The sequence below is a fragment of the Polaromonas sp. CG_23.6 genome (genome assembly GCF_029892315.1).
Taxonomy (GTDB): domain Bacteria; phylum Pseudomonadota; class Gammaproteobacteria; order Burkholderiales; family Burkholderiaceae_C; genus Polaromonas.
Genome location: NZ_JARXUY010000001.1, coordinates 129,718 through 151,689 on the forward strand (window position 1 = coordinate 129,718; position 21,972 = coordinate 151,689).

21 protein-coding genes and 1 pseudogene are annotated in these 21,972 nt (G+C 61.5%); 13 read left to right on the forward strand and 9 right to left on the reverse strand.

What is annotated here, in order from left to right:
- The first annotated feature begins 33 nt into the window (after positions 1-33).
- From glpK to H4V98_RS00620, 3 genes are all read left to right on the forward strand, one after another.
- Positions 34-1,527, forward strand: coding sequence for a glycerol kinase GlpK (glpK, locus tag H4V98_RS00610; protein WP_280757200.1), 1,494 nt, complete (start codon positions 34-36; stop codon positions 1,525-1,527).
- A 94-nt stretch (positions 1,528-1,621) separates the two neighbouring features.
- Entirely contained in the window at positions 1,622-2,461 is an 840-nt protein-coding gene (gene proC, locus H4V98_RS00615) for a pyrroline-5-carboxylate reductase (RefSeq protein WP_280757201.1), read from the forward strand.
- A 257-nt stretch (positions 2,462-2,718) separates the two neighbouring features.
- Entirely contained in the window at positions 2,719-2,946 is a 228-nt protein-coding gene (locus H4V98_RS00620) for a hypothetical protein (protein ID WP_280757202.1), read from the forward strand.
- 116 nt (positions 2,947-3,062) lie between these two features.
- On the opposite strand, the gene ubiA is transcribed toward H4V98_RS00620, so the two are convergent.
- From ubiA to recG, 5 genes are all read right to left on the reverse strand, one after another.
- Positions 3,063-3,920 carry a 4-hydroxybenzoate octaprenyltransferase gene (gene ubiA / locus H4V98_RS00625; protein WP_280757837.1) on the reverse strand — a complete coding sequence of 286 codons (858 nt, stop codon included), beginning with the start codon at positions 3,918-3,920 and terminating at the stop codon, positions 3,063-3,065.
- Positions 3,921-4,084: 164 nt separating this feature from the next.
- Positions 4,085-4,609, reverse strand: a complete 525-nt coding sequence (locus H4V98_RS00630) for a Dps family protein (RefSeq protein ID WP_280757203.1) — start codon at positions 4,607-4,609, stop codon at positions 4,085-4,087.
- 111 nt (positions 4,610-4,720) lie between these two features.
- A complete protein-coding gene (locus H4V98_RS00635) occupies positions 4,721-5,677 on the reverse strand; it encodes a LysR substrate-binding domain-containing protein (RefSeq protein ID WP_280757204.1) in 957 nt (318 codons plus the stop codon).
- A 230-nt stretch (positions 5,678-5,907) separates the two neighbouring features.
- On the reverse strand, positions 5,908-6,411 hold the full coding sequence (locus H4V98_RS00640) for a hypothetical protein (RefSeq protein WP_196863375.1): 504 nt from the start codon (positions 6,409-6,411) through the stop codon (positions 5,908-5,910).
- Positions 6,412-6,523: 112 nt separating this feature from the next.
- Positions 6,524-8,671: an ATP-dependent DNA helicase RecG gene (recG, locus tag H4V98_RS00645; protein ID WP_280757205.1), complete on the reverse strand. Its 2,148-nt coding sequence runs from the start codon at positions 8,669-8,671 to the stop codon at positions 6,524-6,526.
- A 17-nt stretch (positions 8,672-8,688) separates the two neighbouring features.
- On the opposite strand from recG, the gene queA reads away from it, so the two are divergent.
- The 8 genes from queA (at position 8,689) to H4V98_RS00685 (ending at position 16,340) form a co-directional block, all read left to right on the forward strand.
- Positions 8,689-9,774: a tRNA preQ1(34) S-adenosylmethionine ribosyltransferase-isomerase QueA gene (gene queA, locus H4V98_RS00650; RefSeq protein WP_280757206.1), complete on the forward strand. Its 1,086-nt coding sequence runs from the start codon at positions 8,689-8,691 to the stop codon at positions 9,772-9,774.
- A gap of 10 nt (positions 9,775-9,784) precedes the next feature.
- Positions 9,785-10,000, forward strand: coding sequence for an AbrB/MazE/SpoVT family DNA-binding domain-containing protein (locus H4V98_RS00655; RefSeq protein ID WP_196863378.1), 216 nt, complete (start codon positions 9,785-9,787; stop codon positions 9,998-10,000).
- A 5-nt stretch (positions 10,001-10,005) separates the two neighbouring features.
- On the forward strand, positions 10,006-10,404 hold the full coding sequence (locus H4V98_RS00660; protein WP_280757207.1) for a type II toxin-antitoxin system VapC family toxin: 399 nt from the start codon (positions 10,006-10,008) through the stop codon (positions 10,402-10,404).
- A gap of 34 nt (positions 10,405-10,438) precedes the next feature.
- The gene (gene tgt / locus H4V98_RS00665) at positions 10,439-11,599 is read left to right on the forward strand and encodes a tRNA guanosine(34) transglycosylase Tgt (RefSeq protein ID WP_280757208.1); all 1,161 of its coding nucleotides are present in this window, start codon (positions 10,439-10,441) and stop codon (positions 11,597-11,599) included.
- Between the two features lie 3 nt (positions 11,600-11,602).
- Positions 11,603-12,955 (forward strand): glycosyltransferase family 9 protein, encoded by a 1,353-nt coding sequence (locus H4V98_RS00670; RefSeq protein ID WP_280757209.1) that lies wholly within the window; start codon positions 11,603-11,605, stop codon positions 12,953-12,955.
- Positions 12,956-12,968: 13 nt separating this feature from the next.
- Positions 12,969-13,478, forward strand: coding sequence for a GtrA family protein (locus H4V98_RS00675; protein ID WP_196863381.1), 510 nt, complete (start codon positions 12,969-12,971; stop codon positions 13,476-13,478).
- Positions 13,465-15,273, forward strand: a complete 1,809-nt coding sequence (locus H4V98_RS00680) for a glycosyl transferase (RefSeq protein ID WP_280757210.1) — start codon at positions 13,465-13,467, stop codon at positions 15,271-15,273. Before H4V98_RS00675 ends, H4V98_RS00680 begins: the two co-directional genes overlap by 14 nt.
- 65 nt (positions 15,274-15,338) lie before the next feature.
- Positions 15,339-16,340 carry an aldo/keto reductase gene (locus H4V98_RS00685; RefSeq protein ID WP_196863383.1) on the forward strand — a complete coding sequence of 334 codons (1,002 nt, stop codon included), beginning with the start codon at positions 15,339-15,341 and terminating at the stop codon, positions 16,338-16,340.
- Between the two features lie 151 nt (positions 16,341-16,491).
- Here the strand turns inward: H4V98_RS00685 and H4V98_RS00690 are convergent, their stop codons facing one another.
- Positions 16,492-17,055, reverse strand: coding sequence for a peroxiredoxin (locus tag H4V98_RS00690; RefSeq protein WP_196863384.1), 564 nt, complete (start codon positions 17,053-17,055; stop codon positions 16,492-16,494).
- 117 nt (positions 17,056-17,172) lie between these two features.
- Here H4V98_RS00690 and H4V98_RS00695 point away from each other — a divergent pair.
- Positions 17,173-17,284: pseudogene (locus H4V98_RS00695) on the forward strand (PLP-dependent aminotransferase family protein); the annotation flags it as partial.
- A gap of 124 nt (positions 17,285-17,408) precedes the next feature.
- Here the strand turns inward: H4V98_RS00695 and H4V98_RS21575 are convergent.
- Both H4V98_RS21575 and H4V98_RS21580 read right to left on the reverse strand, forming a co-directional pair.
- Positions 17,409-17,759: a hypothetical protein gene (locus H4V98_RS21575; protein ID WP_348535211.1), complete on the reverse strand. Its 351-nt coding sequence runs from the start codon at positions 17,757-17,759 to the stop codon at positions 17,409-17,411.
- Between the two features lie 149 nt (positions 17,760-17,908).
- Positions 17,909-18,118 carry a hypothetical protein gene (locus H4V98_RS21580; RefSeq protein WP_196863385.1) on the reverse strand — a complete coding sequence of 70 codons (210 nt, stop codon included), beginning with the start codon at positions 18,116-18,118 and terminating at the stop codon, positions 17,909-17,911.
- A 739-nt stretch (positions 18,119-18,857) separates the two neighbouring features.
- On the opposite strand from H4V98_RS21580, the gene H4V98_RS00705 reads away from it, so the two are divergent.
- A complete protein-coding gene (locus H4V98_RS00705) occupies positions 18,858-19,676 on the forward strand; it encodes a hypothetical protein (RefSeq protein ID WP_280757211.1) in 819 nt (272 codons plus the stop codon).
- A gap of 94 nt (positions 19,677-19,770) precedes the next feature.
- Here the strand turns inward: H4V98_RS00705 and H4V98_RS00710 are convergent, their stop codons facing one another.
- Positions 19,771-21,726, reverse strand: a complete 1,956-nt coding sequence (locus H4V98_RS00710) for an MFS transporter (protein ID WP_280757838.1) — start codon at positions 21,724-21,726, stop codon at positions 19,771-19,773.
- Between the last annotated feature and the right edge of the window lie 246 nt (positions 21,727-21,972).

Sequence of the window (21,972 nt, forward strand, 5' to 3'; positions counted from 1 at the left end):
TCGCCTTTTTGGCCCATTTACGGATCGATCACCATGACTTATCTACTTGCACTGGACCAAGGCACCTCCAGCTCGCGCAGCATCGTATTTGACGCCGCTGGCCATATCGTGGCCCAGGCCCAACGCGAGCTGAACCAGATCTATCCCCAGCCTGGCTGGGTCGAACACGACCCGCAGGAAATCTGGCGCACCCAATTGGCCACTGCCCGTGAAGTGTTGGTCAAAGCCGGCATCGAAGCGAAAGACGTGCGCGCCATCGGCATCACCAACCAGCGTGAAACCACCGTGGTCTGGAATCGTCGCACCGGGCAGCCCATCCACCACGCCATCGTCTGGCAAGACCGTCGCGCAGAACCAACCTGCATCGCCCTGCGTGAAAGCGGCCTGGCCGAAACCATCCGGCAAAAGACGGGTCTGCTGGTGGACGCCTATTTTTCAGGCACCAAACTCAAATGGTTGCTGGACAACGTACGCGGCGCACGGCAACTGGCCGAGAACGGAGAGCTGGCGTTTGGCACGGTGGACAGTTGGTTGATCTGGTGCCTGACCAAGGGCACGGTGCATGCCACCGATGTGAGCAACGCAGCGCGCACCATGCTGTTCAATATCCACACCAATCAATGGGACCCGGAGTTGCTCAAGGCTCTGGACATTCCGGCTTCCATGATGCCCGTCGTTCATCCTTCCAGTGCGCACTTTGGCGAGGTCAGCCCCGACCTGTTGGGCCATGCCATTTCTATCGGCGGCGTCGCCGGGGATCAGCAAAGTGCTTCGTTTGGCCAAGCCTGCTTCAAGGCCGGCATGGCCAAGAACACCTATGGCACCGGCTGCTTTTTGCTGATGCACACCGGCACCCAGTTCCAGCTGTCGGACAACGGCCTGCTGACCACCAGCGCGGCGCAAATCAGCGCACAAACCGAATTCGCCATGGAAGGCAGTGTGTTTGTCGGCGGCGCGGTGGTGCAATGGCTGCGCGATGGTTTGAACGCCATCAAAAGCAGCGCCGAAGTCGAGGCGTTGGCGCAAAGCGTTCCCGACTCGGGCGGCGTGATGATGGTTCCAGCCTTCACCGGCCTGGGGGCACCCTACTGGAAGCCCGAGGCACGCGGCATCATCACCGGCCTGACGCGCGGCACCACGGCGGCGCACATTGCACGCGCCGCGCTGGAGAGCATCGCCTTTCAAAGCGCGGCGCTGCTGCAGGCCATGGGGCGCGATGCGGTCAGCGCCGGAGCAGCACCGGTGTCCGAATTGCGCGTGGACGGCGGCGCCTGCATCAACGACCTGCTGATGCAGTTCCAGGCCGACCTGCTGGGCATTCCGGTGGTGCGCCCGGTCGTGACCGAAACCACGGCCCTGGGCGCCGCCTGGCTGGCGGGGCTGTCCAGCGGCGTTTACAGCAACACCGACGAGCTGGCCAGCCTGTGGCGAGCGGAGCGCACCTTCTGGCCGACGCTCAGCAGCACCCGCGCGGCCGAGCTGATGGCCCAATGGGAGCATGCGGTTCGGCAAACCGTGATGCAGTAAGGCGCAAAACGACGCTGCACGACAATCAGGGACCCGGCCAGGCTTCTACCCTTTCATTCCAAAGCCGCCCTCATTTTTTAGCGAGACCATGCGCATGCAGCCCCACGCCTCCGACAGCAGCACCGACCCCATCGCCTTCATCGGCGGCGGCAACATGGCCAGCGCCATCATTGCCGGGCTGCTCAAGCGCGGCCTGCCGGCCCGTCATATCCAGGTGGTCGAGCCATTCGCCGAGCAGCGGGCCAAATTGGTCCAGCAGTTCCAGATTGAAGTCAGCGAAAAACCTGGCCCGTCGCTGAACCGTGCAACGCTGGTGGTGTGGGCCGTCAAGCCGCAGACCTTTCGTGAAGCCGCAGAACAAAGCCGCGCGCATACCGCATCCGCACTGCACCTGAGCGTAGCCGCCGGCATCCGCTCAGACAGCATTGCCGGCTGGCTGGGCACCGAACGCGTGGTGCGCGCCATGCCCAACACGCCGGCTCTGATTGGGCAGGGCATGACCGCCCTCTTTGCCCGCCCTGCCGCCAGCACTGAAGACCGGCTCGTCGTCGAGCGCGTGGTGCAGACCACGGGCGCTTATTTATGGCTGGAGCAGGAAGCACAACTCGATGCCGTCACCGCGCTGTCCGGCTCCGGCCCGGCCTATGTTTTTTACTTCATCGAAGCGATGGTCCAGGCCGGTACCGACATGGGCCTGAGCCGCGAGCAGGCGCACCAACTGGCGGTCGGCACCTTTGTCGGCGCTTCGGCATTGGCCCGTGAAGCCACCGAGCCGCCTGACGTGCTGCGCGCCCGCGTGACCTCCAAAGGCGGCACGACCCACGCGGCGCTCAGCGCCATGGAGCAAGGCGGCATCAAGGAAAAATTCATGCAGGCCATGCAGGCGGCACGGCAACGCGCCATCGAGATGGGCGATGAATTCGGCGCGGCCTGAACTAGGTCAAGCATGGAATAAAGCGTTTGCGCAATATCCGCCTATACATTCAGCTATATTTGTCATAGCATTTTGCGCTGCTGGCCCGTGGCGCCAGGTGCCTCAAAAACAATTGCAAAAATCGTAAAAATCCCGTCAACCGGCCTGCGCAAGGCTACGTTAAACATTCACGAACGTGCAGCTTTTGTCGCCAGCCCGCCTGAAAGGCGACCCGGCCCTACGTACGTAATGACTTTCCAAATACCCTGGAGTACCCCATGAAAAAATTCCTGTCCATCCTTGCCAGCGCCGCCCTCCTGGCCATGCCTCTGGCTTTGATTTCCACCCCGGCCGCAGCCCAGACGGCCGCAGCGCCTGCCGTGACGCCTGCTGCCCCCATGGCTACGCCAGCCGCCAAAGCCAAGCACACCAAGGCGGTCGTCAAGCACAAGGCCAAGCATGCCAAAACCAAGGCAAAAGCCAAAATGGCCCCGAAAGCCGTCTGATCTGCAACAGTCCGCATGGCTGGCTGCACCGGCCAGTTGGCATCAGGCAAAAGCCCGCGCTGTGCGGGCTTTTTTTACGGGTGAAGTGGCGCCACAGTCAGGCCAGCTCCACAGCCTCATTGGCCCCAGTACGACAGCGCGATACCGGCAAACACGGTGAAACCCAACCAGTGGTTCAGGCGAAACGCCTTGAAACAGTCGTCGCGCTCACGCTTGCGGATCATCCAGCCGTGCCAAAGCGCTTGCAGCAACGCCAAGCCAATTGCTATGATAAAAATAGCTGACTGTGCATACGCATAAAGCGCAAAAGCCCAAATCGATATAAAAATCAGGTAACTGAACATGACGCCAGTCACGTCAAAACGACCCAGCGTGATCGCCGAGGTTTTCATGCCAATCAACAGGTCGTCGTCCCGGTCAACCATGGCGTATTCGGTATCGTAGGCAATCACCCAGAACAAGTTGCCCAGCAGCAAGACCCAGGCCAAAGGCGGCACGTGCGACTGCACGGCGGCAAACGCCATCGGGATGCCGAAGCTGAACGCCACGCCCAGCACCGCCTGCGGCATGGCCACATAGCGCTTGGCATACGGGTAGGCCAGCGTGACGGCCAGCGCAGCGAACGACCACGCAATCGCGGCGGCATTGGTGGTGAGCACCAGGCCAAACGCCAGCAGCGCCAACACGGCGCCCAGTGCCAGCGCCTGCTTGACCGACAGCGCGCCGGTGGTCACCGGCCGCTGCGCCGTGCGCTTGACATGCCGGTCAAACTCGCGGTCGGCCACGTCGTTGACACAGCAGCCTGCGCTGCGCATCAAAAACGTTCCCAGCGTGAACACGGTGATCAGGTGCCAGCCCGGAAAGCCCTGCGATGCCACCCACAGCGCGGAAAGGGTCGGCCACAGCAGCAGCAGCCAGCCGGCTGGCCGGTTCCAGCGAATCAACTGCAAGTACAAGGCCCCCACGCTTTTCACTTCGTGCAATGCGCTGCCCCCCGAGGGGGCTGCTGCGCCTGCAGCCCGGCCAAGCCGGTTCCGCGGCCCCTGCTGGCGTGGGGAGGGAGCCCTGGCACCCGCTGCGGGAGCTGTACTGGCTTGGGGCGGCGCGTCGGCGTGCCGATCAGCTCGCATCTTTCGGGTTATTCCTCAAGCAGCGAACGCAGCATCCACGCGGTTTGCTCATGCACCGTCATGCGCTGGGTCAGCAGGTCGGCGGTTGGCTCATCGCTGGCCTTGTCGGCCATGGGAAACAACTCGCGTGCCGTGCGGGCTACCGCTTCGTGGCCTTGCACCAGAATGCGCACCATTTCCAGCGCCTTGGGCGGCGTGACGGGCGCGTCGGGCACCGTGGCCAGCTTGCTGAACTGGGCGTACGAGCCCGGCGCCGGATGACCCAGCGAGCGGATGCGTTCTGCCACCGGGTCCACCGCGTTCCACAGCTCGGTGTACTGCGTCATGAACATGGTGTGCAGCGTGTTGAACATCGGCCCGGTCACGTTCCAGTGGAAATTGTGCGTTGTCAGGTACAGCGTGTAGGTGTCCGCCAGCAAGCGGCTCAGGCCCTGCGCAATCGCAGCGCGGTCCTTGTCGCTGATGCCGATATTGATGGCCGGAGCGCCTCGAACAGATGCACTGACAATGGTTTTTACAGGAGATTTGGCCATGATTTTTTTCCTTTAGAAGTCAACGGGAGATGGATAACCATACGCAATCGACATTAACTTTGCAACAGTCAAGGTCTATGCGCGCAATAGGTTGCGCGTAGGCGAACCCTTTCAGGACAGGCGGATGACGCCCGGCAGTTCGCACGCATAAATTGCGTTGCGCAGCGCGGCAATGGCTTCGTAGCGGGTAAAACTGCGGCGCCAGGCGAGCACCACGCGCCGCGTCGGCACATGGCCTTCGAACGGCAGGTAGCGAATGTACGAAGGCTGCTCCGCCGACGTGTCCTGCCCGCTGAACGCCAGCGCCGCCTTGGGCACGCCCAGGCGCGGCACCAGCGTGATGCCCATGCCGGCAGCCACCATGTGCTTGATGGTTTCCAGCGACGAGCCTTCAAAGCTCTTGCTGATGCCCTCGGCGCTGCTGGAAAAGCGCGCGAACTCGGGACACACCTCCAGCACATGGTCGCGAAAGCAGTGGCCGGTGCCCAGCAGCAGCAGGGTTTGCTTCTTCAGCTCCTCGGCGGTCACGCTGCTGCGCGCGGCCAGCGCGTGGCTGCTCGGCACGGCGGCCATGAACGGTTCGTCGTAGAGCGGCGCAATCGCCAGGTTGGTGTCGGGAAACGGCTCGGCCAATATGGCGCAGTCGATCTCGCCGGTGCGCAGTTCTTCCAGCAGCTTGACGGTGAAGTTCTCCTGCAGCATCAAAGGCATCTGGGGCGTTTTTTCGATGATCTGGCTCACCAGGTCGGGCAGCAGGTAGGGGCCGATGGTGTAGATCACGCCCAGGCGCAGGCTACCGGCCAGCGGGTCCTTGCCGCGCCGGGCGATCTCGCGGATGCTGTCGGCCTGCTCCAGCACGCTTTGCGCCTGGCGCACGATTTCCTCGCCCAGCGGCGTCACGGTGATCTCGTTGGCACTGCGCTCGAACAGCTTGACCTGGAGTTCTTCTTCCAGCTTCTTGATTGCCACGCTGAGCGTGGGCTGCGAGACATGGCAGGCCTCGGCGCCCCGGCCGAAATGCTTTTCGCGGGCCACGGCCACGATGTATTTGAGTTCGGTCAGCGTCATGGGGCTATTGTGCTGCTTTCATCGTCGGGCCTGCGCACAAAAAAAGCATCCGTGTGGCGCGACTCAAGCGCTGAAAAACATCGGACCCCCTGGTTTTCAAGCCAAATCACCGTCCACCGCACGTGCATCATGCGCTGGCAGCTATCTAAAAAATAGCACTTGCCAGCCTGTTGACGGCCGGCCTCGGCGCCAGCAGCAAGACCTTCAGCCTTCTGCCCGGGCCGCAAGGATTATTCGAGCTTTTTGTCCTCGCTTTTGGCTTCCTTCATCGCCTCCGGCTCCAGCTCCTCGGCGGAACGGTTGAACTGGATGAACACGCCCCAGCCGGCAAGCAATAACGCCACCGAGACCAGGATGCTTGCGGCATAGGGAAGTTGCGACAGGTCATCATGCAAGGCCTTGAAGGTTGCCACCAGCCCTTCGACCGCCATGGCCACTACGATGACCACCAGGAACCGCGACAAATAGCGCCGCACCCGCGTCGGCGTGCTGACCTTGGTTTCTCGGATGACTTCTTCCTCGACGATGGTCTGGGCAATCTGCAGCGCCACCACAGCCACGGCAATCAGCCCGATTGACTCGATGATGCCCTGCGCCGCCGCAACGTCCAGGCCGCCGGCCAAGGCATGCCAGCCGGAATTTGCAGCAATGGCAATCAGCACCAGTGATGCGCCAATGAACAGCAAGGCCATCAGGGCGTGCAGCGAAGCGAACAGGCGCAAAAGGGTTTTCATGGAGGCATGGTAGCGGCGGCTGAGCGCTTGTTCAATACCGGTCAATTGACACCCTTTTGCATGGGTTCTCAAGAATCGACACCCGTGCCGCTTGTCGCGCTGCGCCCAGTGCTCAAGCCTTCAAAAACTCAGCCTTCCCCCCCAGCCAGCGCAGCACATGCCGCTCGGCCAGATCTGGATGCTGGTTCAGCATCAGCGGCGCCACCTCCCGCGCCCAGGCCAGCAGCGCGGCATCGGTTTCCAGATCGGCAAACCGCAGCATCGCGGCCCCCGACTGGCGCGCCCCCAGGAACTCGCCCGGCCCGCGAATTTCCAGGTCGCGCCGGGCAATTTCAAAGCCGTCACCGGTTTCGACCATTGCCTTGAGCCGCGCCCGCGCCACCTCGCCCAGCCGCGGCGCGTCGCCGGTCGAATACAGCAGCACGCAGGCCGACGCGGCCGCGCCGCGCCCCACCCGGCCGCGCAGCTGGTGCAATTGCGACAGGCCAAAACGCTCGGCATGCTCGATCACCATCAGCGACGCATTCGGCACATCGACGCCGACCTCGATCACCGTGGTGCTGACCAGCACCGCCATCACGCCGTCGGTGAACAGGCTCATCACGGCCTTTTTCTCGGCCGGCGGCATGCGCGAATGCAGCAGCCCGACCAGCACATCGGGCAGCGCCTCGCTGAGCGCCGCATGCGTCTGCGTGGCGTTGACCAGGTCCATCGACTCGCTTTCCTCGATCAGCGGACAGACCCAGTAGATCTGCCGGCCTTCAGCAATCTGCGCCTGGATGCGCGCCACGACCTCATCACGCCGGGCGTCGTTGACGACCTTGGTGACGATGGGCGTGCGGCCGGGCGGCAGTTCGTCGAGCGTGGACACGTCGAGGTCGGCGTAGTAACTCATCGCCAGCGTGCGTGGAATCGGCGTGGCGGTCATCATCAACAGGTGCGGCTCTTGCCCGCCGTCCGTCATCTTGCTGCGCAGGGCGAGGCGCTGGGCCACGCCAAAGCGGTGCTGCTCATCGATGATGGCCAGCGCCAGGTTCTTGAACACCACCTTGTTCTGAATCACCGCATGGGTGCCGACGACCAGCCCGGCCGCGCCGCTTTCAATCAGCGCCAGCATCTGCCGGCGCTCTTTGGGTTTCTGGCTGCCGCTGAGCCGGGCGATGGTGATGCCCAAGGGTTCGAGCCAGCTGATGAGCTTGCTGAAATGCTGCTCGGCCAGGATTTCGGTCGGCGCCATCAGCGCGCACTGCCAGCCGGCGTCAATGCAGCGGGCCGCCGCGAGCGCCGCCACCACGGTCTTGCCCGAACCCACGTCGCCCTGCAGCAGGCGATGCATGGGAATGCGCTTTTTCAGGTCGGCCTCGATCTCCAGGCCGACCCGCTGCTGCGCGCCGGTCAGGCGAAACGGCAGGCGTTCCAGCAACTGCGCTTGCAGCGTGCAGTGGGTGCCGCGCATCGCCAAGCCATTCAGGGCTGGCGCGCGCATGGCAGCCCGCACGCGCCGGGCCTGCAACTGGGAGATTTGCTGCGCCAGCAGTTCCTCGGCCTTCAGCCGCTGCCAGGCCGGATGGCTGCGGTCTTCCAGCGACTGCAACGCCACATCAGGCGTGGGATGATGCAAAAACTGTAGCGCCTCACGCAGGCTGGACAAGCGCAAAGGCATGTTTTTGCTTAAAAACTCCGTGGGAATCGTTTCCTGCAGGTCGGCACGCGCCAGCCCGCCGAGCACCGCCTTGCGCAGATACACCTGCGGCAAACCGGCCGAGGTCGGGTACACCGGTGTCAGCGCACCCGGCAGTTCGCCACCGGCCAGCTTGAAGTGCGGATGCATCATCTCGCGGCCCAGAAAGCCGCCACGCAGCTCGCCCCGCACCCGTACCCGGGCGCCCACGCTGAGCGTTTTCTGGTGCGATGGATAAAAATTGAGAAAGCGCAGCACGCAGGTGTCGCTGCCGTCATCGACCGTGACCAGCAACTGCCGACGTGAGCGGATCAATATTTCGCTGTGCACGACCTCGCCTTCAAACTGCACCACTTCGCCGTCACGGGCATCCACAAGTCGCACGATGCGGGTTTCGTCCTCGTAGCGCAGCGGCAGGTGCAGGGCCAGGTCGATGTCGCGGCGCAGGCCGAGCTTGTCCAGAGCTTTTTGCGCTGGCGACTTGGCTTGCACTTTGGCGGCAGGCCGGCCCGCCGCAGCGGCCGCAAGCGCAGCGGTTTTCGGGGCCTTTTCAGGGGCGGGAGCAGCCGGTTGCATCATGGGACAATTGTGCCTCCATGAAGAAGAATTTCAGCCTCAGTGACTTTGATTTCACACTCCCCGACGAATTAATTGCCCAGCACCCGGCTGCCGAGCGCAGCGCGTCGCGCCTGCTCGACGGCCGGGGCGGCACTGTCGCCGACCGCCGCTTTGCCGACCTGCCCGGGTTGCTGCTGCCTGGCGACCTGCTGGTGTTCAACGACACCAAGGTGGTCAAGGCGCGGCTGTTCGGACAAAAGGCCAGTGGCGGCAAGCTGGAACTGCTGATCGAGCGGGTGCTCTCGCCCCATTCTGACGCCGGCCATGAGGTGGCCGCGCACATGAAGGTCAGCAAAAAGCCCCTGCCCGGCGCGGTGCTGCAGATGGATGGCGGCTTCACCGCGACGCTGCTGGGCCGCTGGCCCGAGGCGCACGGGCCGCTGTACCGTTTGCGGTTCAGCAGCGACCCGTATGCGCTGATGGCGCAATTCGGTCATGTGCCGCTGCCGCCCTACATCACCCACACCGATTCGGCGGATGACGAGCAGCGTTACCAGACCGTCTTTGCCAAAAACCCCGGCGCCGTGGCCGCGCCGACCGCCGCGCTGCATTTCGATGAGGCCATGCTGGAAAAGCTGGAGGCGCGCGGCATTGCCCGCGCCAGCGTCACGCTGCATGTCGGTGCGGGTACCTTCCAGCCGGTCAAGGCCGAGCAGATCGCGGACCACGTCATGCACTTCGAACGCTTCGAGGTGCCGCAGGCTACGCATGACGCGATTGCCGCCTGCAAGGCGCGTGGCGGACGCGTGGTGGCGGTGGGCACGACGACGGTGCGGGCGCTCGAATCCGCCGCCAGGTTCGGCCCGGATTGCGACGACACCAATATCTTCATCACGCCGGGTTTCGAGTTCCAGGTCGTCGATGTGCTGCTGACCAACTTCCACCTGCCCAAAAGCACCTTGATGATGCTGGTCAGCGCGTTTTCGGGTTATGAACACATCATGGGGCTGTACCGGCATGCGATTGCCGAGCGCTACCGCTTCTTCAGCTATGGCGACGCCATGCTGCTGGAGCGTACACCCTGCAACACCTACGATATCGACTCCTTGTCCGTTGCACGATAAAATCATCGATATGCAAAACCAGACCGTCATAGTCTCGCCCAAGTACCAGGTGGTAATTCCGCGCGAAATCCGCGAAGCCGGCGGCATCAAGCCCGGCACCCGCATGAGCGTGTTCGAGGTCAATGGCGTGATCCAACTGGTGCCGGTCAAGTCGGCCTCGGACTGCCGGGGCCTGCTGTCTGGCCTGTCCAGCACCGACGTGCCCACCGAACCCGAGCGGTTCTGAGCCGCATGGCGGTCAACAAAGCGGCACGGGTTGCGCCGGTCGTTCTCGATTCGTCGTGCTGGCTGGAATATTTCAGCAATTCACCCCGCGCCGAACTTTATGCCGAGGTCATCGGCAACACGACCGCGCTCGTCGTTCCGGTCATCACCATTTATGAGGTGTACAAGGTCGCATTGCGCGAGTTTGGCCTGGCGCATGCGAACCAGGCCGCAGCGCTGATGCGCGAAGGCCAGGTGGTGGATATCACCCTGAACCTGGCGCTCAATGCCGCTGCCAATGGGCTGCCGATGGCCGACAGCCTAATCTATGCCACGGCGCAAACTCGTGGCGCCCAGTTCTGGACCCAGGATGCGCAGTTTAAGGGGCTACCGGGCGTGAAATTTTTTGCCAAGGACCAGCCTTGACGGCCACGGCGCTTTAACTTTTTTTATCTATCCAATGCTTCAGTTCGAACTCCTCACCACCGAAGGCCATGCCCGGCGCGGCACCCTGACCCTGAACCACGGCGTGGTGCAGACCCCAATCTTCATGCCCGTCGGCACCTACGGCACCGTCAAGGGCGTGATGCCACAGTCGCTGATTGAGATGGGCGCGCAGATCATCCTGGGCAACACCTTTCACCTCTGGATGCGTCCGGGGCTCGATGTCGTCAAGCAGTTCGGCGGGCTGCACAAGTTCGAGAACTGGCACAAGCCCATCCTGACCGACAGCGGCGGTTTCCAGGTCTGGTCGCTGGGCGAAATGCGCAAGATTTCGGAAGAAGGCGTGAAGTTTGCCTCTCCGGTCAACGGCGACAAGCTGTTCCTGACGCCCGAAATCTCGATGCAGATCCAGACGCTGCTCAACAGCGACATCGTGATGCAGTTCGACGAATGCACGCCGTACGACACCAAGGGCCACATCACCACCGAAAGCGAAGCGCGCAGTTCGATGGAACTGAGCCGGCGCTGGGCCAAGCGCTGCGAGGCTGAATTCGACAAGCTTGAAAACCCGAACGCATTGTTCGGCATCGTGCAGGGCGGCATGTTCGAGAACCTGCGCCAGGAGTCGCTCGATGCGCTGGTCGAGATGGATTTCCCCGGTTATGCGGTCGGCGGCGTCAGCGTCGGCGAGCCCAAGGAAGAAATGCTGCGCATCATGGCGCACACCCCGCACCGTCTGCCGGCGGACAAGCCGCGCTACCTGATGGGCGTCGGCACGCCGGAAGACCTGGTCGACGGCGTGGCCGCTGGCGTCGACATGTTCGACTGCGTGATGCCGACGCGCAATGCGCGCAACGGCCACATGTTCACGCGGTTTGGCGACCTGAAAATCCGCAACGCGCGCTACAAAAACGAAGAAGCGCCGGTGGACAGCACCTGCAGTTGCTACACCTGCAAGGGCAAAACGATGCCTGACGGCACCACGTCGGGCGGATTTTCCCGCGCCTACATGCACCACCTGGACCGGTGCGGCGAAATGCTCGGCCCCATGCTGTCCAGCATCCACAACCTGCATTACTACCTGAACCTGATGCAGGAAGTGCGCGACGCACTGGACGCCGGGCGCTTTGGCGAGTTCGTGCGGCAGTTCAAGGCCGACCGGCAGCGCGGGGTCTGAATCGTGAACATCGACCTGCAGCGATTCATTGACCGCTGGGCCGGCATTCCGCTGTGCGCGGCGGTGTCTGGCGTCGATGCGCTGAAGCGCCGCTTCATGCCGGCACCGGTCGCAGACCAGCCGCCGCGCGCCATCGTGGTGATTTTGCTGTCGGAAATGGGCAGTCTGGTGCTGGCCAACGACATGTTTGCGCGGCTGAAGGCGCGCTACCCTGACGCGCCGCTGCATGCGCTGCTGTTCGCCAAGAACCGCGAGATCCTCGACCTGATGCAGGTGATGGACCCGGCGAACGTGCACACGGTCGATGACCGTTCATTGACGTCATTGCTGTCCAGCCTGTGGCAAGCCATCAAGGCATTGCGCCGCGCCAATGTCGATGTGGCGATTGACTGCGAACTGTTTTCGCGCATCAGCAGCCTGCTGTCGTATGCCAGCGGCGCGGCCGTGCGGGTGGGGTTTCACCGCCATACGCAAGAAGGTCTGTACCGGGGTTCGCACATCAACCGGCCGGTGCCCTATAACCCGTATCACCACATCAGCGCGCAGTTCCTGACGCTGGCACGGGCGGTTGACTCAACCGCCGTGCCCAAGTCCAAACTGGCCGTCGTGGCCAGCCCCAGGCCGCCGCCCCATGTGCAGCTCGATGGCGCGCTGGTCCAGGGCATTCAAACCCGGCTGGCGCAGGATTTCCCGGCGATTGCCGGCAAGCCGCTGGTGCTGGTCTATCCGGGCGGCGGCATCCTGCCGATTCGCGCCTGGCCGCTGGCGTCGTACACCGCACTGTGCGAAGGCCTGGTGGCCGACGGCTGCGCCGTGGCAGTGATTGGCCTAAAAGACGACCAGGAACTTGCCCGGCAGCTGGTGGCCCAAGTTCGAGCCACAGCCGATATGGGTGGCGAAGGGAATGATCTAGCGCACTCCCCATTCCAGCAAGGGCCGCGGGACTGGCTTCGCCAGACCGCAGGCGCAACGGCCCCCTCGGGGGGCAGAGAGTTACACGAAGTGAACGAACGTGGGGGCGCCATCATCGACCTGACCGGCTACACGCGCTCAATTTCCGAATTGCTGGCGCTGTTCCATGTGGCGCGGCTGCTGGTCACCAACGACGGCGGCCCGGGCCAGTTCGCCGCGCTGACGCCGATCTGGACGCTGATGCTGTTTGGCCCCGAAACGCCAGGCCTTTACGCCCCGCTCACGCCTCGCTGTTACTCCTTTTACAGCCAGTGGCCATGCTCGCCCTGCCTGACCGCCTATAACCACCGCACGTCCTACTGCGATGGCGACAACCAGTGCCTGAAGGTGATAGCACCCGCCGCCGTGCTGGCCAAGGCACGCGAATGCCTGGCGGCCCCTTGACTGGCAAAACCCGATGTCACGACTCAGAACCTTCGCCGAAATGCTGGTCAGCCTGCTGCCGCCGCGTTTCCAGCTGATGCTGCGCTGGCGCTTCATCAAGTTCGGCCTGGTCGGTGGCAGCGGCACGGTCATCAACATCGTCGTGCTCTATTTGGCGCAGGAGCATTTCCTGAACGGCATTGACGACTTTCACACACGGCTGAATTACTCGATTGCGCTGGCCATCACCGTTGCCACTGTCAGCAATTTTTACTGGAACCGCCGCCTGACTTGGCGTGACCGGACGCGCAACACGTCACAGCCGGCACTGCGGCTGTTCGCCAAGTACGTGATGGCCGCAGCCCTGTCCATTCTCATCCAGTCGCTGCTGACCAAATGGCTGGCGCAGCACCTGCATTACCTGTTTGCCAACGTGATTGCCATCGTGCTGGCCAGCGTGGTCAATTTTGTCGCCAACGACAAACTGACGTTTCGCCGGCAACGCAAGTCCACGCACCACATTGAAGTCCATGACAAGCCCTGACACAACGCAAGCACCCGCAGAACGCCCGGGTTTTCCGGTCCACCGGGTGTGGATCGGCCTGGCGCTGCTGGTGGCGCTGGCCTACCTGTTCGGGCTGGGCGGCGACCATATTCCGCGCAACGGCGACGAACTGGTCTATGCCAACATCGCGCGCCTGACCGCCGCCAGTGGCCACTGGCTGCCGCTGCAAAGCGCGTGGGACTTCATGCGCAACACCAAACCGCCATTGCTGTTCTGGCAGGCCATGGTTGCCGGCGGCTGGGGTGACAACTGGACGCTGCTCAACCTGCGCCTGCCCAGCATCGCCTACACCTGGGGCATCACGCTGATGGTGGCGCTGCTGACCTGGAAGACGGTTCGCAACGCCCAGAATGTGCCGGATGCAAACGCTGCCAGCACGGCTGTCACAGCCGTGCAGCGAAGCCGCCACGCGTTGACCATGGGCGCCATTGCCGCACTCGTTTACCTGTCGTTCTTCACCACCTACCGCTACGGCAGGCCCTACCTGACCAGCGCGCCCGAAACCTTCTGGCTGTTCGGCGTTTTCTTTGCCCTGGCCTGGTCGCCCGCCAGCCTGCTGGCGTCAAGCTGGAAATTTCCGCTGATTGCCGGCATCGCGGTCGGTATCGGCTGCCTGTACAAGTCCTTCGTGATGGTGGTGCCGGTCGGTTTTGGATTGGCGCTGTGCTACCAGGCGGTGGGCGCGCGTGTCATGCCTTGGCATATTTTCCGGGCCGGCATCGTCAGCGACGGCGTCAAGGTGGCGGTGATTTGCACACTCGGGCTGGGCATTTTCGGCCTGTGGTTTGCCCTCGACCCGTTGCCAGGCGAAGTGTGGCGTGAGTTTGTCGTCGGCGAGAACGCCGGCAAGATGAACGCCTCCAAGGGCTACTTCAAGAGCGCTTTCGGCGGCGGAGGGATTCTGGTGATCCTGACCGGCTATTTCTCCAACGCCCTGTTCCTGTTGCCGCTGTCGATCGGCTGCTTTGTTGCCGCTTGGCGCAGCTACCGGCAACGCCGGGGCACAGCGCAAACCATCAGCGATGCTGAAAAAATCATGTGGCTCTGGCTGCTGGCGCTGGCGCTGGTGTTCATGCTGCCGACCCAGCGCTCGACGCGTTACCTGATTCCCGCCATGCCTGCGCTGGCCGTGGTGATGGCGCTGTACTGGCACCGCATCGGCCGCATCTGGTTCAGCCTGACGCTGGCGGTCTGCATGATCGGCCTGCTGGCGATGGGCCTGATCGGCTACGGCGCGGTGCAGGCAACGCAAGACCCATGGATTTACTCGCCGCTGTTCTGGGTGTTCGTGTCAGGCGCGACGCTGGCCTGTCTGGCAGGCATTTTCAAGAAGGCCTGGAGCCGCCCGCTGGTCGCACTGTCGGCCTTCAGCGTGCTGTTTGCGCTGGCCTGGGTGACAAATCCGTTCAATGGCGAACTGGGCCGTTTCAAGCCTGAAACCAACGCGCGCCTGCAGGGCCAGGCAGTACAGGTGCCGAGCAATTTCAACGGCAATTTCGAGCGCTACGAATTCATCATTCCCGGGGCGAAAATCGTCGAGTATTTCGCCGCCCAGCCGGTCGATTACGCCGATGTCGAAGGGCTGTTCAAGAACAGCCGCTACGTGCTGGTGCAGCGGCGCATCGGGCAAAAGCCTTGCACCGCCTGCCGCATCATTGACGAGCGCTGGGATTTGCGTTCGCGCCAGGACGAAAACGACGGTTTCATGGCGGCCCTGAAGACGCCCGAAACCTATTGGTACGCCAAGGAATATCTGGTCGAGCCGCTGCCCTGAGGCTTTGCAGCTGCAACTATCACCGTTCATCACCACATCTGTTTCCCTACTCAAGGAGTCCAGCCATGCATTACCGCCGCCTTGGAACAAGCAACCTGAAGGTGTCCGCCCTGTGCCTGGGCACGATGATGTTTGGCCAGCAAACCCCGGTTGAAGAAGCAGCGAACATCATGGCATCGGCCAAAGCGCACGGCATCAACTTCATCGACACCGCCGATGTCTACAACCACGGCCAGTCGGAACGCGAGGTCGGCCAGTGGCTCAAGGGCCAGCGCGACCACTGGGTGTTGGCCAGCAAGCTGGGCAATGCGGTGAGCGCTGCGCCAAATGAAAGCCACTATTCGCGCCGCTGGCTGATTCAGGAAACTGACGCCATCCTGGCGCGGCTGCAAACCGATTACCTCGACATTCTTTATTTGCACCGCGACTTCCATGACGAGAACCTGGACGAAGCGGTCCGCGCGCTCGGCGACCTGATCAGTGCGGGCAAGATCCGCAGTTTTGGCCTGTCGAACTTTCGCGGCTGGCGCATTGCCGAAGTGTTTCGCCTGTGCGAGAAAGCCGGCGTGCCGCCGCCCGTCGTCTGCCAGCCGTATTACAACTTGCTCAACCGGGCGCCGGAAGTGGAAATCCTGCCGGCCTGCGGCCATTACGGACTGGGCGTGGTGCCCTACAGCCCGCTGGCGCGCGGCGTGCTGACCGGCAAATACCCGCCCGGCCAGCCGCCCGCCGAAGGCACACGTGCGGGCAGCGGCGACAAGCGCATTATGGAAACCGAGTTCCGCGAGGAGTCGCTGGTCATAGCCCAGCAGATCAAGGTGCACTGTGAAGCCAAAGGCCTGGTCGCCGGCCAATTCGCCGCCGCCTGGGTGCTGGCAAATCCCCTCATCAGCGCGGTCATCGTCGGCCCGCGCACTTTAGCGCACCTGGAAGACGTGTACGGCGCGCTGGACCTGGTGCTGGACGCGGACGATGAGGCCCTGGTCAATTCGCTGGTGGTGCCCGGCCACTCGTCCAGCCCCGGCTACAACGACCCGGCCTATCCCTTCTTCGGCCGGCCCGTCTAGACGCGATTCGCTGTCTATTTTGTAGCTGCATGTACAGCCGTCACCTGCGAAAGGAGCTGTTTTTCTTAAAATTAGCTGCATGCAGCCAGGACGGCTGCAGCTTGCCCAAACCCGGGAGGGTTCAGTTTGAGCAGAAGCCGGCCTCCACGCTTTAACGTTGATGGTTCTCTAGATATTCAATCACCCAGGCGGGATCACTGTCACTTGGGAAAATCGGGTAGTGAACGGCAACGATATTGCCATTTTTGGCGATGATGGTTAACCGTTTGAGCAAAGTCATTCCAGCCGCAACAAAAGTAGGCAGACTCAAGGCTTTCTGAAACTCCAAATTCACATCGCTGACCACGGGAAACGGCAGATGCAACCTTTGCGCCATTTCCTTTTGGTACTCAGTGGTTTGGACACTCAAGCCCAGCACGTCTGCCTTGAGAGCCTTTAATTCTTGATAGTGATCCCTGAACGAACAGCTTTGCGGAGTGCAGCCTCTTGCACCTGGAATTTGATCCCAACCATCCGGCAACGGAACATCGGGCTGCCCCGTCATCGGGTAGCAATAGATCACCAAAAAATCTTTGTAAGGCGCAAAGTCAATGGGCTTGCCATTGGTGGCCGCTAAGGAAAGTCCGGGCGGCAAACGCATTCCAATCAAATGGTGGGCAGCACCATCGTCTGTTGGAGCAGGCAAGCCGTCCGGGGCCCTGGTCAGGTCAACCATGCATTTCTCCTTTTATGTCATTTTACTTGTGCAGTCATTTGGAAAGAAAATCGGCACAGCATGCAAAGCCGCACCTGCTGAAAGCCGATTCAAGTTGGACTGCAGGACCATGAATATCGCAGATCACCACTGTTGCAGTGGGCACAGCGCCGCAATGCATGGATCAACGAAGATGACGATGACGGTGAATTCCCGTTATGGCCAACACCCGATTGACGCGCTGCAATCTTCTGGGCTATGCCAGACTGACCTGTGAAAAGATTGAACGAGGTACTTGCAATTTGGCAGCGGCCATTGCGATGCTTGATTTCAAGCAGACAAGACCTTTTTCCTGACCGCCTGCAGGATGGGCGTCAGAGCGGTTTCACCCTGACCGGAAAACTTGCCGTCATTTCCACGAAGGCGGAAGTCCAGGATTTTTGACCCAGGGTACGGCGCCCCAAAGGGGTGGCGGCTTTCGTTGCTGGAAATGACAAAATTTTCGCAAACAGCGCAAAAATTCTCTGACCGGCTCTTGCATTGCCGTTAAAACCTTGCGCTACCCGTCGCCGCCACCGGGCCTGCTTCTGGTGGTGCAGCTTCGCGCTGCTAGCCACTGGCGCCGCTGGCATGGCAGAACTTTGCAAATGCGCTCTTGCGGGTTGAGCAGACACCGCAGTGGTCGAACAGGCCGATGCCGCAACGATGGCCTGCCGGCCGACCATATAGCGCACATAACCGCCTTAGCTCGGCAGCTAAGGCACCAGTTCGACAGAAAAGGCAAACGGCGCAAAGGAAATGAAGCCCAGACGAACGGCCACCTGGTGCTCTGGCGCTTTTTTGGCGAACAGACAGTCGGCCACCTCCAGCAGCCTCAGCGTAAGCGCGAGCCAGTACAAAAAAACGAACGCAACTCCACCCGGCGCCAGTCGGCATTCAGCGCCTGCTCCAGCGAATCGTCGGCGTCACCATGGGCAACGTATGCGGCCTTGATGCTGTTGCGCAGCGCCGTGCTGGCGAAAACCAGCGCCCCCCACAGGCCGCGCTGCCTCCATTTTTCGGCCAATCGCAGCGTCTTGCTCATGGGAAACTCCGTTTTAGGTCACCTAATCGAGCCGTGAAATTTGCCAGCAACCAAGGTCGCTTTTCAGGTTGATGCTCAATCACAGAAAACACTGTTGTTTCCTGCCTCCTCTGTTGCCTGGTTCCGGGACCATGTCCGCCATGACAAAAAAGAATATGAATAGGCTGGAAGGATCTGAGCGAATACGAAATTTATGATGAAACCAGGCTTTTGCGCTTTCTCAGCATGCATTTTTAACTATCGATCATGTAGCAGCCTGATTCAAGCGTTCAGCCAGTGCCTGGCGTAAGCAGAGACGGATTAAAAGTATCGTCGCGTTGCCTTGGCACACAAGCTGCCTTTTATCAGCCTGGAGTCATGCCGTTCACACAAACCGATTCGTAGGCGCTGGATTCCCTCGCACAATATCCAATCAAGTTCAAATACAAAATTAATAATGAATAACGTTTGAAACGATACGATGCGAAATCGATTTATGGCTGTCTCAGATGACTTTGCGGTATTGATTGGAGAGCTGCTTAAGCACCCGACTGACTGCCTTTTTGAATTTAAAGCCTCCTTCGATTACGCTATATAAAGACATAAGTTGCGTTTTTTATGCTGTGGTCAAACTCACCTTTTTTATTTGGAAATTGCCCCGCATGGGCCATTTGACCTACTGTTCATGAAATTGTTAATCAACACAATTGATAAGAAGTTAGTCAATTCAACTCGTAAATCAGGCAACATTTAAAGAAGAGTGCTGCTGTATTTCTTCAGGGGCCGTCGTGAAATCTTCAGTCATCCTTCCGCTTTACAACAAGGCCCCTTGCATCATCACCACAGTCGAGTCGGTGCTCTCGACTTCGTGCCTTTGGCGCATGCCGAAGGCTTATGGCCGCCGTGCTGGCCAGCCATAAAAAACTGCCCCGATGTGGAACTCATCACCGATTTACCCAGCCGGTGGATGACGGGCCCTTGCTTTTTTACCAGTTCGGTGACCGTCAAGACTGCGCAGTTGCAAAAAATGCAACCCTGTTTTCCCGTGGGTGAGTCGTGCGGCGAAGACCTGGACTTGTGGTTTCGCTTGGGTGAGCATTCGCCCATCGCGCTGGCGCGAACGCCCTTGGTCGCCTATCGTCTTGAAACCGAGGGCTGTCTTACGGCAAGCCACCAGACGACGCCCCTGCGGCCCTTCATGCGACGCATGCAGGCGCGCGCGCTTTCGGGCTGCTTGAGCGCACCGCAAAGCCGTTCCCTGTTGCGGCTGGTGGCGCAATTCAAGGTAACTTTCGCGCGCCAGGCCATTGCATCAGGCAACCGGATCGAAGGGTTGTGCTGGTTGCTCAAGGGCCATTACGTCGTCCAAAGCAAGCGCTGGTGGCTAACCGGGGTCATGGTGCTTTTCTTTCCTGGGCATCTGATCAAGGAATGGGAGCGACGGCACATGGGTCGAACCTTTACCAGCCCCGGCAGCTTGGAAGGCGTGGTGATAGGGAGGCGCCCGGCCCAGAGCGCCGGCCAATTGCCCAAACCGCTGCGGTCCATCCAAAGGGCCTTCACAGAATTGGGAATCTAAAGGACGATGGCGGTTTGGTGCTTGCCCTTAACCTGCTGTCGCAAACGCCTGGGTTCCCCTTCAAAAAAATGATGGGCAGCCTGCAACGGTAATTTCAAGCCTTCATCAGCGCCGCCACCCGCACACGCAACACGTCGGGCTGGACCTCGGCGCTCGCCAAGGCTGGCGCCACGTTCAGCCCGACGCGGCTGAACAGGCCGCGCCGAAAAGGCCGCGCCATCGCCACCTGCGGGCCGTTAACCCGATCGGCCCGACTGAGAAACGAACCCCACAGGTTCGTCAAGGCCATCGGGACCACGGGCACCTGCAGGCCGTCGCGCCCGGCGTTTTCCAGGATCTTCATGATGCCACCCTTGAACGGCTGAAGTTCGCCATCCGGTGTCAGACCGCCTTCGGGGAAAATCGCCAGCAAATCGCCATTGCGCAGCACCTGCGCTGCCGCTTCAAACGCGGCCTCGTAAGCAGCGGGGTCTTGGGCATGCGGCGCCACCGGAATGGCCTTGGCCAGCCGGAACAGCCAGCCTAGCAAGCGCATCCGGAAAATCTGGTGATCCATCAGAAAGTAAACCGGTCGCGAACTTGCGGCCATCAGCAGCACCGGGTCGATGAAACTGACATGGTTGCAGACCAGCACAGCCGCGCCGCGCGCTGGCAGGTTCTCGTCGCCGCTGATCTTGAATCGGTAAATGCAGCGCGACACCATGAACGCCAAAAAACGCAGCAAATACTCGGGCACCAGCATGAAGATGTAGAACGCCACCAGCGCATTGGCCAGGCCGGTGAACAGGAAAATCTGCGGAATGCTGAAATTTGCCTTGAGCAGCGCGCCGGCCAGCACGGCGCTGACGATCATGAACAGCGCATTCAAGATATTGTTGGCGGCGATGATGCGCGCACGGTGCGTCGGCTGGCTGCGCAGTTGGATCAGCGCATACATCGGCACGCTGTACAGGCCCGCAAACAGGCTGAGCAGCGTCAGGTCCAGCATCACGCGCCAGTGCGCCGGCTGGGTGATGAACGCGCCCACGCCCATGAGGCTTGATGACGGCAAGCCGCGCGTGGCAAAGTAAAAGTCCACCGAAAACACGCTCATGCCGATGGCGCCGAGCGGCACCAGGCCGATTTCGACATGGCGGCGGCTCAGCACCTCGCACAGCAGCGAACCGGTGGCGATGCCGATGGAAAACACCACCAGCAGCAGCGACGCCACATGCTCGTCGCCATGCAGCACTTCCTTGGCCAGGCTCGGGAACTGACTCAAAAACACCGCGCCGAAAAACCACATCCAGCTGATGCCCAGCATGGAGCGAAAGACCACGATATTGCCGTGTGCCAGCGCGAGGTTGCGCCAGGTTTCCGTCACCGGGTTCCAGTTGATTCTCAAGCCCGGATCGGTCGCCGGCGCCTTCGGGATGAACTGCGCCACCGCCCGGCCCGCCAGCGCCAGCGCCACGCACGACACAGCGACATATTGAGGCCCGACACCCGGCAGCGCCACCAGCAGCCCGCCGGCGAGGTTGCCAAGCAGGATGGCGACAAATGTTCCCATCTCGACCATGCCGTTGCCGCCAGTCAGTTCGCGCTCGGCTAACGCCTGCGGCAAATAGGCAAACTTGACCGGGCCGAACAGCGTCGAATGCAGCCCCATCAGAAACGTACAACCCAGCAGCACCGGCACCTGAACATGCACGCTGTCGCTCATGAAGCCTGCGGCGGCAATGGCCATGATCACCACTTCAAGGTTCTTGACGAAGCGCATGATGCGGGTTTTTTCAAACTTGTCAGTCAGCTGGCCGCTGGTCGCCGAAAACAGCAAAAAAGGCATGATGAAGAGCGCACCAATCACCAGCCCGGCCAGCGAAGGCGGCAGCCAGCCGACGCTCAACTGGTAGGTGACCATCACGGTGAAGGCAAACTTGAACAGGTTGTCGTTTGCCGCGCCCGAGAACTGGGTCCAGAAAAACGGCGCAAAGCGGCGCTGGCGTAACAGGGCGAACTGGTTTGGGCGCGCTTCGCGGGCGCAGACCGGCACCGCCGGTGCGGCCGGCATCGCCGTGAGGGCGGGGTCAACGCGCATGTCGGGGCCTTGGTTTGGGGATCTTCAGAAAATTGGCGTTGGTCAGGCCTGACCATGGGGCAAGTCGGCCCGGTCTGCACAACGCGTGGTTGAGCGGAATTCTGCCTTGTTTTTTACGCTGGCAAAGCGCGGCAAGCATGGCTTGGAATGGCTTGGCCATCCCTTCCTTTCAAATACAGGCCATGGCGCATGCGGTTTGCCGATGCGCCGAGGAAACTG